The sequence below is a fragment of the Legionella feeleii genome (assembly GCF_001467625.1).
GTDB classification, from domain to species: Bacteria; Pseudomonadota; Gammaproteobacteria; order Legionellales; family Legionellaceae; genus Tatlockia; species Tatlockia feeleii.
Map to the genome: position 1 here is coordinate 525,143 of NZ_LNYB01000085.1, position 13,366 is coordinate 538,508.

The following is a 13,366-nucleotide window of genomic DNA, read 5'->3' on the forward strand; positions in this document are numbered from 1 at the left end:
CTCCAGGCCAATTGTATTAATTGGCCTATTCTATACAAGCTGATTTGTCCTAATAATGTGTTCGGTAAACAGACTACGTAAATAAAATCCTCTGGGTAAGGTTAAAATCTTATTTCCCTCACTATCAAATCCATAGCATAAGGATTTAGCATTAGCAGCCTTGGGTCGAACCTGCAAATACTGGCCAATTCGGCCATTAATTTCATCCAATTGGCCAGTGCTAATCATTAGGCTAAGTTCACGCCAATCATTCGCAAGAATTGCTTCTTCCGCCTGATTGGGAGACCATAAAAACCCCCGCCCTATTCGCCGCTGTTCAAAAGGAATATTTTTATCGCCTTCAATCGGCAACCACAGGACTCGTTTTAATTTTGCATAGCATTGCGAAGAAAGCCAATCTTGCTGGTGGAGGGTTAACAAGGGAATACTCGTGACAAACGTCGACTCAGCCGGTCTACCTTGTGCATTGAGTGGCACAGTCTTTAATTCAATACCAAGTTGCGTAAAATCCGGTACAGGCTTCGTACCTGCAGTTGTACCAAGCGCTAGTTCGATTGCAAGCCCCGCCCAACCTTTGCGCTTGTTTTGCTCACGTGGGATAGTAATCTGCAACAGGTTTCCCAGTTGCGCAAAACTCAAGCCTTCAACTAATTGACATCGTGCAAGTAGTTCTGCTTCATCCTTCACTGGATACTTTGACAACAGAGGGCTCATTTTGACCTTCCTTCAGTTCGATGCTAATTGGCGGAATGGGAGGTTTGACCCCGGCTGCTTTAAATTGGGCTGTAATAGCAAACAGGACCTTGGAACGGATCTCAAACCGTGTATGTAGTTGCACATTAATAAAATAACGCACTTCAAATTCAATAAGTGCATCATCAATTTGTTTCAAAAAGACCTGTGGCGCAGGCTCATCAACTATTTCAGGAATAATTGCCAAAACATCTAAAATGAGTTGCTGGATCATTGCTGGATCATCTGCTCGACTTACCTTGATAGGAATTACAGTACGAACAATACTGTCTTGATGTGTCCAATTGGTAAATGGTTTATTGAAGGTCTCCGCATTAGGAATCAGCACTTCCATATTATCCCAAGAAGATACTCGCATCGAACGAATACCAATATGAGCGACCCGCCCCTCATAGGTTCCTAAAGTAATCAGATCCCCTTCACGCACAGGTCGCTCGATGAGCAACATTAATCCACCAACCACATTCGAAGCAAAATCGCGTAAACCGAACCCCATACCCACAGCCAAGCCACCAATGACCATCGACATGCCACTAAAATCCAGCCCCAAAACACGTAAAGTAATAAAACCACCAATCAGAATCACTGCATATTGTGTGAAGACCGATAAGCTATTACGAATGCCCGCATCTCTTGCATCGCGGTAAAGCCAACGGTAACAAAATTCCCTTGTCCATTTAGCAGCCCAAACAAATACAGATGATAAAATGAGAAACTCAACAATACTGGTGATTGTAATATATATTCCCGACAAGTTGACTAGTGGATATTTGCTAAATTTCTCTACGCCAGCCATGACAGCTGGATCTGAATACCAACCAAATAATTGAAATAAAACAAGCACGCTAAAAATGAATAATAAAACACGTAATATTTTATCCAAAGGTTTTAGTAAAACTTCAATCCAAAGCCATCCATTACTTAAAGAAGAAATCATCCACTCGGATATCAAATCCAATACATCAACAATTAGTCCTCTACTCACGACATAGGCAGTAATTACTAATAAAATTTGCACCTGATAACGACTCATTATCCAAGCCAAATTGATATATCCCACTAACCCTATAATCGCCGTAGTGAATAAAGTTAAGGGGATTAAAACCACCAACAACATAACAGCGTTACGGAAATATCTTTTTTTCGTTTTCAAGAGAGGGTGCAATAAATGAGTAATCACTTCCCTGCTCTTCCAACTCACTATTGAAACAGCGAGTAAGAACAGCATAAATAAACGATTAAAGATATCTTGTAACATAGATGAAAGAGGAAGCAGATGACTGATTACCATCAAGGCACTAGTCCATCCTCCAGCTAATAAAAGCCATTTAATACGGTAGTACAAGCGGACATCTGTGCCCGAAGAATCACTTACCCTCTCTAATAAGGTCAAACGAGCAATAAGAATTAGCAGGCGAAAAATAAGCCAGACAAAAAATAGATTCAGCAACAATTGATAATTGGAAAAAGGTACTTGATTTAAATAAAGTACCAACATAACTGCTGTTGCAAAAGCCAAATGGGGAATATTACGACTCAGCAAAATTATGGCGCCATCATAAAGATGGGCAGATAAGCGCGAACGTTCCCTATTGCGCGTCAACCGCTTTAATACCTTATACAAACTAAAAGCACCAAGAACAACTAACAGTAACGCTACCCACATGAGCGTCGCTGGCAAGACATCCTGCCAAACGTAATTGTCTCTTACCTTCAAGCTGAGTGACTTAAGGTAATTATATAATTGAGTAGGTAGATGAACTAATTGCTGAATAATGGATAACCAGCTATCCATTCGATATTCACTTAGCGTTTGCCGTACAGATAATTGTTTTTTTAATTCCTGTTCGTGATTTTCAAGATCTTCTTGCAGGGTTTGTTGTTGGATTACAAGACCTTTAATGCGCGAATTAATAATAGTCAATAAGGTTACAAATTGCTGATTCAAATTTGAATCAGTTATATGAATCTGCTCATTACCAATCAGTATTTGCATCTTCTTTAGCGATTGCTCCATTTCAGACAAGCGCATAATACTGTCTTTATAAATATCAGTTATTCTTTGCAAAGTACCTACATTCGGATTTTTTTGCAGTAAATAATCTGCCTTGACCAGTTTTTTTTGTAAATCAACCTCGGCAATTTTATGCTGTGTGAGGCTAATAATCTGATTATTCAAGAGTAATTTTGCTTCAACAAGGTAGCTTACCTTAGTGTCATTGTCGTTTTTAATGTCTTGTTGCAGTTTAATACTGTTTTCATAAAGCCTGGTTAGCGCATCATTAAGGTGGCTATCCTGGTTACGCAATTTTTCCAATTGCTCATTCATTTGCTGTTTAGCTTTCCACAACTTAAGACGCTGCTTTTGTAAAACCAACGTATCATTATAGCGATTGGCCAGAACTAAATTTTCAGTAAGCAACTCTATTGTTTTTTTATTCACCTCATTTAAGGTGTTAATTTTATCAATTCGTTCTTGGGAACTTATCTGCGCCGATTGAGCTAAAGGAGTTTGTTGTAGTCGTTTTAAATGCTGAGTAAAATCCTGTTGCAATTTTTTTTGGTTGACCAGGAAACTCTCAAGGCTAACTAACTTGGCCTGATTTAAAGCCATCAATTTTTCATTGTCCTGACGCAACTTTTCATAATCAGCTAGACTGGCTGGTGATTCGGTAAGCTTTATATTATTAATTGCCAAGGTCAAATTAATCTTTTCCTGTACAAGGTACTCGATTAACTTATTCGCGCTGCTAACCGATTTGGCAAAGACTGGCAACGATGCGAATTGAATTGAAAGAAAACAAAATAAAAAATAATAAACCCAGCCCCTGCAACCAGAGGCTGTACTACTTAATAGCGAAAATTCATTTAATTTGTGACGTAGGTGCAAGACGGATTCCTAACTCATTAAGTTGTGCATTTCCAACTGCTGTCGGAGCATTAGTCAAGGGACAAGCGGCAGACTGTGTTTTAGGAAAGGCGATAACATCACGTATTGAATTAGAATCTGTCAATAACATGGCTAAGCGATCAATACCAAGCGCTATACCACCATGCGGAGGACAGCCATATTGCAGGGCATCTAACAAGAATCCAAATTTCTCTTTCGCCTCTTCCTCTCCTATTCCTAACAAATCAAAAACAGCTTGTTGCAGTTGTGGTTGGTGAATACGAATTGAACCACCACCAATTTCATAACCATTGATAACAATATCATAAGCCTTAGCCAAGGTTTTTGTTGGGCCTTGTTTTAATGCAGTAATCGACAACTCCTGTGGAGAGGTAAAAGGATGATGCATTGATTGTAATTGGTTTGTTTTCATGTCAATTTCAAACATAGGCCAATCAACCACCCATAACAAACGCCAACCGGGTTCTACCAATTTATTATCGTGCCCTAATTTTATTCGTAGTGCCCCCATCGACTCATTCACTAACTGAGCATGTCCTGCACCAAAGAAAATAACATCGCCAGTTTTAGCTTCAACACGCTCGAGAATAGCATTCACATTTTTTTCAGAAAGAAACTTAATGATAGGTGATTGTAGACCATCCATGCCTTGAGCAAGGTCGTTGACCTTGATATAAGCCAATCCTTTCGCTCCGTATATACCAACAAAATGACCATAACCATCGAGTTCTTTACGGCTGAGCTCACAACCGCCGGGCAACTTTAAGGCAACAACGCGTCCCTCCGGATTATCCGCTGCGGCTGCAAAAACATTGAAATCACAGCCTTTAACCAAATCTGCAATATCAACCAGTTCTAAAGGAATACGCAGGTCGGGTTTATCACTACCAAAACGGCGCATTGCTTCAGCATAGGTCATTTTTGGTAGTGTTTCCGGTAATTCAACCTGTAGAATGTCTTGAAAAACTTTTTTTAACATGCCTTCAATCAGTTGTTGAATAACTCCTTGATCAATAAAGGCCATCTCGATATCAAGCTGGGTAAACTCAGGTTGTCTATCAGCACGCAGGTCTTCATCACGGAAACAACGTACAATTTGATAATATTTATCAAAACCAGACATCATCAACAACTGCTTAAATAGCTGTGGTGATTGAGGAAGCGCATAAAACTCACCAGGATGAACACGGGAGGGAACCAAATAATCTCGAGCCCCTTCTGGTGTGGCCTTAGTAAGCATAGGAGTTTCAATATCAACAAAGTCCTGTGCATTCAGGTACTCTCTGATGCAACGTATCATTCTATGACGCAGTGTCAGATTATTTTGCATCTCACTACGGCGTAAATCGAGATATCGATAACGATAACGCAGATCTTCGTTAACAAACTGATGATCATCTGGCAAAAAGGGTGGTGTTTGTGCCTGATTCAAGATTTCAAGCCCAGTACCAAGTATTTCAATACGGCCCGTGGCCATTTTATCATTCACCATGCCTTGCGGACGATGGCGAACTGTACCTTGAATCCGCACAACAAATTCATGTCTCAGCGTTTCAGCGATAGCAAATATTTCTGCAAATTCTGGCTCATAAACAACCTGTACGAGGCCAGAGCGATCCCGAACATCTAAAAAAATAACTCCACCATGATCGCGACGATTATGGATCCAGCCACAAATGCTCACTGATTGTTCTATCATTGTTTCGTTAATTCTTGTGCAATAATGTGATCTCATAAAAGCCGCCTATCTAATTTAAATTTTCACTTCCGAACCGATCGATGGTGGAGGTCCTTGCATTACTCCCAAAGAAATGATGAATTTCAACGCCTCATCAACAGTCATCGATAACTCAATCGCATCTCGTTTGGGTATCATCAACAAAAACCCTGATGTGGGATTCGGGGTTGTTGGTACAAATAGAGAAAGCATTTCCTCTCCAGTATGAGCACAAAGCTCTGGACTGGTTTTACCCGTTAGAAAAGCAAGACTCCAGAGGTCTTTGCGAGGATATTCAATTAACAACACTTTACGAAAAGCCTGACTATTGGTAGCAAAAACTGCCTGAATTACTTGTTTTGCTGCGTTGTATATAGAGCGTACCAATGGGATTCTCGCCAGTAATGCTTCGCCAAAAATCACTAACCGTTGCCCTAAAATGTTGGTTGCGATAATACCCGTCACTAACAACAATGCCAGCGATAAAACAACACCTAAACCTGGCAGATGCACCCCTAAAAGCTGCTCTGGCTGGTAGGCTTTTGGCAAAAGAGCCATAGTGTTATCAAGGATATCAACAATAAAACGCAATACCACAAAGGTGACTAAAATGGGCAACCATACCACCAAACCCGTTAACAGATAACTGCGTAGATATTTAGATTTCAATCTTTATCACCTTTTGTACTCGTTGTTGATGATTTGGAGTCAGTCGTCTTTTTTTCTTCGGACGCCGGTTTTGCTGTATTATCAGAAGCCACGGTGTCCTTTTTGTTCTCTTGCTTACCTTTATTTTTAAAATCCGTTGCATACCAGCCAGTTCCTTTTAACTGAAAACCGGCAGCTGAAACCAGACGCACAGCTGTATTTTCCAAACAACGCGGACACTGCTTCGCAGGAGCATCGCTTATTTTTTGCATCAGATCGAACTGGTGATGACAACTTGTACACTCATATTCATAAATTGGCATCAACAAATCTCCACAGATGATTGTTCAGTTATATTATTTTTTTCAAAAACGGTAATTATAGCTAACAAGCTGATTATGAACAATGCATGGAATGACTAAAATCAAGGCATTTTCGGAATCGATACATTAGGCCCTTCAACGCCCTTACTTTTTCTCTCAGAGTAATTAATAAGAAAGAGTTCATCAACAAACTAACAAAACAGTTGTGACAATTTAATAGTTTCAATTAATTTTCCCTGATACGGGATGGTGGCCAAAAGCGGCATTTCCATTTTTAAGGATAACGTGGCGATGTTTTCGGTTAAAGCCAGCATCTCTTTATCCAGACAATTCGCTACCCATCCTACACAAGTTGTCCGATTACTTTTTAACACACTCGCTGTCAACAAAGCATGATTTAAACAACCCAGACGCATGCCAACTACCAAGATTACGGGTATTTGTATCAGGTTTAGGAAATCCAGCCAGGTTTCTTTATGGTTTAATGGTACTAGTAATCCCCCCGCTCCTTCAACCAATAAATAATCATGATTAGCAAATTGCCGGCCCAAGCAGAAATCAGCGATTTCATGTGCTGTTAAAGAGCTACCGGCTGCTTTCGCAGCAAGATGTGGAGATATTGGTGCGGGAAACTGCCAGCCATTAATTGAGTAATCCTGATTCCTATTATGTTTTTGCAAACTTAAGACATCATCATTCAGCAACTGCCCATTGCTTAGAAAGCATCCGCTAGCTACTGGTTTTAAGGCCAAACTTTTTTTCTGTTGTTCATGTAAATAATCTAATAACTGGCAGGTTACATAGGTTTTACCACAATTCGTGTCAGTGCCAGTAATAAAGAAGGTCTTCATTGTAAAATACGCTCCAAAATAGCAATAAATTCATCTTGGTGTGACAAAAATGGCATATGCGCGGCTTTATCAAACATCATATAATCAAAAGACGGATACAGTTTCTGCATAGTCGCCATCGTCATTCGGGGTGTAATTGCATCAAGCCGTCCAAACATAAAACCAGTTGGCTTGGTAAAGCTATAAAGTGATTGCCGTAAATCCCAATCAGCCAACACCTGTAATCCAGCTTCTAAACCTGATAGTGAAGGACTTGGTGGAAAACTGTAGTTATAGGACTGATCTTTTAGCTGCAGAGCAATAAACTCAGAAATAGTCCTTGTCGGCTCAGAAGCTAATTTTTGAAAAAAATTATCAAAAATTGCCTGCTCAACACCGGGCCAATTCTTTTCCTTGATAAAGCGTGGTGAAGAAGCAATATTTAACAAATAAGATATACGCTCAGGTTGTTCAAGGGCCAAACGAGTAGCAAATAGACCGCCCATTGACCAGCCAGCTAAAGCAAAATGCTTGGGTAGTTGCTGTAATAACCGGCTTTTGAATACTTCCCAACTCATCACTGGACTTTGGCCAAATCCAGGTAAATCAACAAGATATAGGCAATAGCGAGTACTTAGAAGGCGGGCAAGCGGCAACCATACCCTATGATCAAAGCCCCATCCATGAAAAAAAACCAAGGGACGTCCTTTACCTTGAATATTAATATGTAGATTCATAAAGCCGTTGTAATTGAGAAAATAAATAATCGATATGGGCAGGCTCATGATGATAATTCAAAATAACTCGCAGGCCCGTGTCTTTTTTACTCACCGTAGGCGCACGCATCGCTTGGCAAAAAATTCCTTTTTCATGTAAGTAATGCGCATAAACCAATGCCTGATGAGGGCAACCCAACTGTAATTGCTGAATAGCAGTTTGCGAATGTCGCCATCTCAATGGCGAACTCTTAATAGCTTGCTGAAAATAATTAATTAAATGCAAAAGTTTTTGTCGTCGTTCATCCGCCTCTCTAACAATGCTTAGTGTTTCCAACAAACCATAGGCGATTGCTGGACTCACGGCCGTTGAATAGAGATGAGAACGAGCTGACTGTAACAAGGCATCTATCCATTCTCCCTGACCTACAACCATTGCGCCTTGGGAAGCAAACGCTTTACCAAAAGGTATAATTCTCAAAGGCACCTCTTTTTGGGTTAATCCATATTGGGCTACTGCTCCCAGCCCTTGTGGACCAAGCACACCAAAAGCATGCGCTTCATCCACAATAAGCTCTGCTTTATGCCTGGCGCACAAGCACGCGAGTTCAGCAAGACGAGCGGTTTGCCCACTCATACTAAATACACTTTCAGTGATTACAACTGGATTGGAAGTCATCGGCTGTAATTTAATTGCCAAATTATCCAGATCATTATGTAAAAATCGATTGTATTTGGCTTTGGCAAGTTTCAAACCATCGTAGAATGAAGCATGTGCTGCCTTATCAATAAGGAGCTCCCCTTCAAAGCGGGCAAGCAAAGAGATAACACCCAAATTCGCTGTATAGCCTGAACTAAATAAGAGCGCATCATCAACATCTAATGCCGAAGCAAAAGCCTTTTCTAGTTCGCGGTGCACCGGATGATAGCCACAAACAACCATGGAGCCACCACTACCAGATGGATAGTTAGCGAAACCTCTTTGAAACGCTTTTTTCACTCGTTCATCTGCAGTTAATGAAAGATAGTCATTCGAACTGAAATTAATAACTGTCCTCTCATCAAAGCAGGCAGGCAGTGTTCGTTTACGATGTAAACCCTGCTGTTGCAACTGCTTTGAATAAAGAATAAGAGATTGACTAATCATGCTTCGGCAAAGGCGTTGAGCCCTAATTTCTCAAATAAAAATTTATCTTTATCGCGTTGCGGATTGTCTTCAGTTAATAATTTATTACCTATAAACACTGAATTGGCACCTGCAAAATAACATAATGCTTGCAACTCATCACTCATTTCAGTGCGCCCGGCAGTAAGGCGAATAGCACTCTTAGGCATGAGTAATCGCGCTGTAGCAATAGTCCGTACCAATTCAATTCCTTCTACTTGTTTCGATTTCGCTAAAGGTGTTCCCTCGACTGGAATCAAGCGGTTAATTGGAACGCTTTCAGGTGGAGTTTCCATATTGGCCAAAGTCAGCAAAAACTCGATGCGGTCTTCACGGCTCTCCCCTAATCCTAAAATACCGCCACAGCAAACATTAATACCAGCCTTGCGTACATTTTCTATGGTATCCAGTCGATCACTAAATTGACGCGTTGTAGTTACCTTGCCGTAGTAAGAAGGAGAGGTATCGATATTATGATTATAATAATCCAATCCCGCCTCTTTAAGCGCACAAGCTTGTTCACGATCAAGCATGCCTAAGGTCATACAGGTTTCTAAACCCATTGCCTTAACTCCCTCAATCATGGCTTTTAATTCGGGCATCGCCTTGTCAGGAGGGCAACGCCATGCAGCACCCATACAAAAGCGCTTAGCCCCACTCTCCTTGGCTTCCTCTGCTTTAGCGAGTACCTGCTCGACTGACATTAATTTTTCTTTTTCCACATGCGTTTTATAATGGCCACTTTGTGAACAATAACCACAATCCTCTGGACATGCACCTGTCTTGATACTTAGTAATTTCGCCAATTGCAGGGAATTAGCCGGATGATTGCTCTTATGAACGCCATGTGCGGCATAAATAAGATCGTTAAATGGTTGTTCATAAATACTTGCCACCTCATCAAATGTCCAACGTGAATTATTATTACTCACACTTCACCCCCTTTTTTTTATCGTGGTGAACATGATAAAGTCACGCAATTTCTTGTCAACCAAAAAATAGAAAGATGGTTAACCACACTCTCATTGAAAAAGATTTAAAACATATTTGGCATCCTTGTACCCAAATGAAAGATCTACAACAAACTCCACCGCTGGTCGTTAACCATGCAAAAGGAAGTTATCTTTACACTGATCAAGGTCCAATAATTGATGCCTTATCCAGTTGGTGGTGTAAATCCTTGGGCCACGGCCATCCAACCGTCATTGCTGCGATTAAAGAGCAATTGGACCGCTTCGAACATGTGATCAGCGCTAACACGACTCATCCATTGCTAGTCGAACTGGGGGAAAAACTGGCTGCTATTAGCCAAAAGCAGCATGTCTTTTTCGCGAGCGATGGTTCAAGCGCAGTTGAAATTGCTATGAAGCTGGCTTTACATGCCAAACAGTTAAAAGGATCACCTCGTAATGAATTTATCGCCCTGCAAAATAGTTATCATGGTGAAACTTTAGGAACATTGAGTGTTAGTGATTTAGGGATCTACAAAAAACCTTACATAGGCTATGGTGTCAAATGTCATTTCCTGCAAGCGATTCCTTATGTTTCTAATAATAATGAATTTTTATGGCATAATGCTGATTTTCATTGGCCACAAATAAAACTCGCTCTTGAAAAAATAAAGAACAAAGCGTGTGCTCTTATTGTTGAACCAATTATTCAGGGTGCAGGCGGAATGCGTTGCTATAGTGCTGATTTCTTAAAAAAACTGGCAGCTTGGGCTAAAGAAAATGATATTTATTTGATTGCTGATGAAATCATGACTGGGTTTGGTAGAACGGGACAATGGCTCGCTTGCCATCATGCTGATATTCAGCCCGATTTAATCTGTCTTTCCAAAGGGTTAACCGCCGGAACCATGCCTTTAAGCTGCGTTCTTATCGATAAGCCCATTTACGATTTGTTTTATGATGATTATGAGAAAGGTAAATCGTTTCTTCATTCCCATACCTATAGCGGTCACGCTCTAGCAGTTAGTGCGGCACTGGCAACTATTAAAGTCATTGAAACAGAAAACATGAATGAGCAGGCACAAAAACTGGGGCGCTTCATGCAGCAACAATTTCAAGAGCTGGCGGCAATTACTGGTAAGTTAAACCACATCCGATCAATAGGGGCTATGGTCGCAGCTGATTTGCCTGTCAGAAAAAATAAACGGGTTGGTTATCAGCTCTATCAAGAAGCACTCAAGCGCGGAGCACTACTTAGACCCTTGGGAAACACCTTATATTGGCTACCGCCATTAAATACTGATCAGCAAACCATTGAGAATTTAGCCGAAATCACCTTAAACTCAATTAGGGCTGTCTATGATTAAAGGCAAATGAACGCCAAACACTACGCTAACCATATCAACGCTCAGCGCTTGCTAAATTTTGCCTGGGTGTTTTTGGCTATCCTCCTAATTATTGTCGCCATTTACTATCAACGGCAACAATATCATCTACAAAAACAACAGCAATTACAGCTTATTGCCAATCAGGTAGCACTTCGATTTGATAACTTTCTTGATAAAGCCCTCGACTCAGCTTATACCCTACCCTTTGGCCATCCTTTTGAAAACTGTGAGCAGGATATCTTACCTGAACTGCGTAATATTATTTTTAATAATCCTGCTATTTCCGGTGCAGTCATCAGTGATCAAGAAAATAAAATTATTTGCTCAACCTTAGAGGATAACTATTTACTCCCAGCTCCTTCATCCCAAAATCCAGCCATTTTCGGTCCTATCCCTCTGGGGCCCGGACAGCAACCTGCTTTTTTAGTACAACAACAAATGGGGAAATATTATTTTGGCATTTACATTATAAAAACTGTTATTGAAGATTTGCTTCGCTCCGTTTCCCCCCAACTTGGATACGTTGGCTTATACAATGAAAGAGAGAAAAAAATCGTTTTTCATATTGGTAACGATCCGGCCACCAATCCACGACATAATTTTGTTAAAGCGCCTTTACAGGATTTAGATAGCTACTCCATTATTATTACCGTCAATCAACTGCAATTTAATAAGGATTTTTTCCTTCACCAATCAGTTCTTGGTGTAATTCTACTGCTTGTTTTAATTCTTTTGTACTTAAAATTCCGCATGCTTTTGAATAAACGTTTTTCTTTAAACTATGCTTTAAGCAATGCTATTAAACACAAACACTTCAACCCTGTCTATCAACCGATCATGGATAATAAAGAAAACAGATTTTGTGGAGCGGAAGTTTTGTTGCGTTGGTATACAAACACCAGTGAAATTTTGCCAGATGTATTCATTGAAGAAGCAGAAAAATCGGGTTTAATTGTTCCTATTACACTACAGTTGATTGAAAAAAGCTTTCAGGAATGCCATCAATTTCTTAAAACGCATTCTTATTTTCATTTAGCTTTCAATCTGTCAGCGAACCACTTCCAGAAAGAGGAATTTTTCACTCAATTTTATCATCTCAGCGATAAATATCAGATCCCTGCCCAACAGATATTGATTGAACTAACCGAACGAGAATTGCTAGATCAAAATGATTCTCGCCTTATAACAAGAATGAATGAATTGAGGGCTAGAGGCCATTCACTGGCAATTGATGATTTTGGCACGGGGCATGCCAGTATTAAATATCTACAACATTTTCCTTTTAATTATCTTAAGATTGACAAACTGTTTGTACATTCCATTGGCACAGGAGCCGTTACTGAAACATTGAGTCAAGCTATTATACAAATGGCTAATGTTTTGAAACTTACAATTATCGCTGAAGGAGTAGAAACCATTGAGCAATTTAACTTTCTGCGCCATTATCAAATTAATCTCATGCAAGGTTGGTATTTTGCAAAAGCAATGCCCCATGAACAGTTATTTCAACTTATTGAAGAAGGTGCCATAGCATGAACAAGCACACAATTCTTGGTTTAGCTTTAGGTTCTCTTTTTTCCCCCCTACTTATGGCTGATGATCTTAATTATTGGCAGTGTACAGCCCATGACGCCCAAAACAAACAATGGACTGTTAACAATTCGTATCAATTAGCAGCCATCAATAAAGCCTTCGATGCCTGCAAAAAAGCAAGTCAAATACCTGGCAGTTGCAAAAGCTCAAGGGAAGACTGTGACTTTTTCTTACACGGCGTATCGACCCGCCCTATGTGGCAATGCCCTGCATTAGACGCGGAAGCTAAAGTTTGGCGATCCAATATTTATATGCATGCAGACGATGCCGCTCTGGCCGCAAAGGCCTATTGCCATTCTAAAAGTGATCTACCTGAAACTTGCTACACTTATCTGTTCATGTGTAGGAATTTAAACTCCAGAGAACGCTAAC

General features: G+C 40.3%; 12 protein-coding genes. 3 read left to right on the plus strand and 9 right to left on the minus strand.

The window, feature by feature from the left end; translation table 11 throughout:
* Positions 1 to 30: 30 nt before the first annotated feature.
* The 9 genes from mutH to bioB form a co-directional block, all read right to left on the minus strand.
* Positions 31 to 714 carry a DNA mismatch repair endonuclease MutH gene (gene mutH / locus Lfee_RS14725; protein WP_058447738.1) on the minus strand — a complete coding sequence of 228 codons (684 nt, stop codon included), beginning with the start codon at positions 712 to 714 and terminating at the stop codon, positions 31 to 33.
* Entirely contained in the window at positions 677 to 3,643 is a 2,967-nt protein-coding gene (locus tag Lfee_RS14730) for a mechanosensitive ion channel domain-containing protein (protein ID WP_058447739.1), read from the minus strand. Before Lfee_RS14730 ends, mutH begins: the two co-directional genes overlap by 38 nt.
* Complete coding sequence (gene aspS, locus Lfee_RS14735; RefSeq protein WP_058447740.1) at positions 3,618 to 5,399, minus strand: aspartate--tRNA ligase; 1,782 nt, start codon at positions 5,397 to 5,399, stop codon at positions 3,618 to 3,620. The genes Lfee_RS14730 and aspS overlap by 26 nt, the downstream gene beginning before the upstream one ends.
* Before the next feature lie 18 nt (positions 5,400 to 5,417).
* Entirely contained in the window at positions 5,418 to 6,050 is a 633-nt protein-coding gene (locus Lfee_RS14740; protein ID WP_058447741.1) for a DUF502 domain-containing protein, read from the minus strand.
* On the minus strand, positions 6,047 to 6,352 hold the full coding sequence (locus Lfee_RS14745) for an FmdB family zinc ribbon protein (RefSeq protein WP_058447742.1): 306 nt from the start codon (positions 6,350 to 6,352) through the stop codon (positions 6,047 to 6,049). Before Lfee_RS14745 ends, Lfee_RS14740 begins: the two co-directional genes overlap by 4 nt.
* A gap of 191 nt (positions 6,353 to 6,543) precedes the next feature.
* On the minus strand, positions 6,544 to 7,203 hold the full coding sequence (gene bioD / locus Lfee_RS14750; protein ID WP_058447743.1) for a dethiobiotin synthase: 660 nt from the start codon (positions 7,201 to 7,203) through the stop codon (positions 6,544 to 6,546).
* Entirely contained in the window at positions 7,200 to 7,919 is a 720-nt protein-coding gene (locus tag Lfee_RS14755; protein WP_058447744.1) for an alpha/beta fold hydrolase, read from the minus strand. Before Lfee_RS14755 ends, bioD begins: the two co-directional genes overlap by 4 nt.
* Positions 7,903 to 9,045, minus strand: coding sequence for an aminotransferase class I/II-fold pyridoxal phosphate-dependent enzyme (locus Lfee_RS14760; RefSeq protein WP_058447745.1), 1,143 nt, complete (start codon positions 9,043 to 9,045; stop codon positions 7,903 to 7,905). The genes Lfee_RS14755 and Lfee_RS14760 overlap by 17 nt, the downstream gene beginning before the upstream one ends.
* Positions 9,042 to 9,995, minus strand: a complete 954-nt coding sequence (gene bioB / locus Lfee_RS14765) for a biotin synthase BioB (RefSeq protein ID WP_058447746.1) — start codon at positions 9,993 to 9,995, stop codon at positions 9,042 to 9,044. The genes Lfee_RS14760 and bioB overlap by 4 nt, the downstream gene beginning before the upstream one ends.
* A 74-nt stretch (positions 9,996 to 10,069) precedes the next feature.
* Between bioB and bioA the strand changes: the two genes are divergently transcribed.
* The 3 genes from bioA to Lfee_RS14780 are packed head-to-tail and all read left to right on the plus strand — an operon-like array spanning position 10,070 to position 13,365.
* The gene (bioA, locus tag Lfee_RS14770) at positions 10,070 to 11,380 is read left to right on the plus strand and encodes an adenosylmethionine--8-amino-7-oxononanoate transaminase (RefSeq protein WP_058447747.1); all 1,311 of its coding nucleotides are present in this window, start codon (positions 10,070 to 10,072) and stop codon (positions 11,378 to 11,380) included.
* A 6-nt stretch (positions 11,381 to 11,386) separates the two neighbouring features.
* The gene (locus tag Lfee_RS14775; protein WP_058447748.1) at positions 11,387 to 12,937 is read left to right on the plus strand and encodes an EAL domain-containing protein; all 1,551 of its coding nucleotides are present in this window, start codon (positions 11,387 to 11,389) and stop codon (positions 12,935 to 12,937) included.
* On the plus strand, positions 12,934 to 13,365 hold the full coding sequence (locus Lfee_RS14780; RefSeq protein WP_058447749.1) for a hypothetical protein: 432 nt from the start codon (positions 12,934 to 12,936) through the stop codon (positions 13,363 to 13,365). Before Lfee_RS14775 ends, Lfee_RS14780 begins: the two co-directional genes overlap by 4 nt.
* Position 13,366: the final 1 nt, after the last annotated feature.

Excerpts from the sequence above, each read along its gene's own strand:
- mutH (WP_058447738.1), bottom strand. The coding sequence starts at position 714 with ATGAGCCCTCTGTTGTCAAAGTATCCAGTGAAGGATGAAGCAGAACTA.
- aspS (WP_058447740.1), bottom strand. The coding sequence starts at position 5,399 with ATGAGATCACATTATTGCACAAGAATTAACGAAACAATGATAGAACAA.
- Lfee_RS14745 (WP_058447742.1), bottom strand. The coding sequence starts at position 6,352 with ATGCCAATTTATGAATATGAGTGTACAAGTTGTCATCACCAGTTCGAT.
- bioD (WP_058447743.1), bottom strand. The coding sequence starts at position 7,203 with ATGAAGACCTTCTTTATTACTGGCACTGACACGAATTGTGGTAAAACC.
- Lfee_RS14755 (WP_058447744.1), bottom strand. The coding sequence starts at position 7,919 with ATGAATCTACATATTAATATTCAAGGTAAAGGACGTCCCTTGGTTTTT.
- Lfee_RS14760 (WP_058447745.1), bottom strand. The coding sequence starts at position 9,045 with ATGATTAGTCAATCTCTTATTCTTTATTCAAAGCAGTTGCAACAGCAG.
- bioA (WP_058447747.1), top strand. The coding sequence starts at position 10,070 with ATGGTTAACCACACTCTCATTGAAAAAGATTTAAAACATATTTGGCAT.
- Lfee_RS14775 (WP_058447748.1), top strand. The coding sequence starts at position 11,387 with ATGAACGCCAAACACTACGCTAACCATATCAACGCTCAGCGCTTGCTA.
- Lfee_RS14780 (WP_058447749.1), top strand. The coding sequence starts at position 12,934 with ATGAACAAGCACACAATTCTTGGTTTAGCTTTAGGTTCTCTTTTTTCC.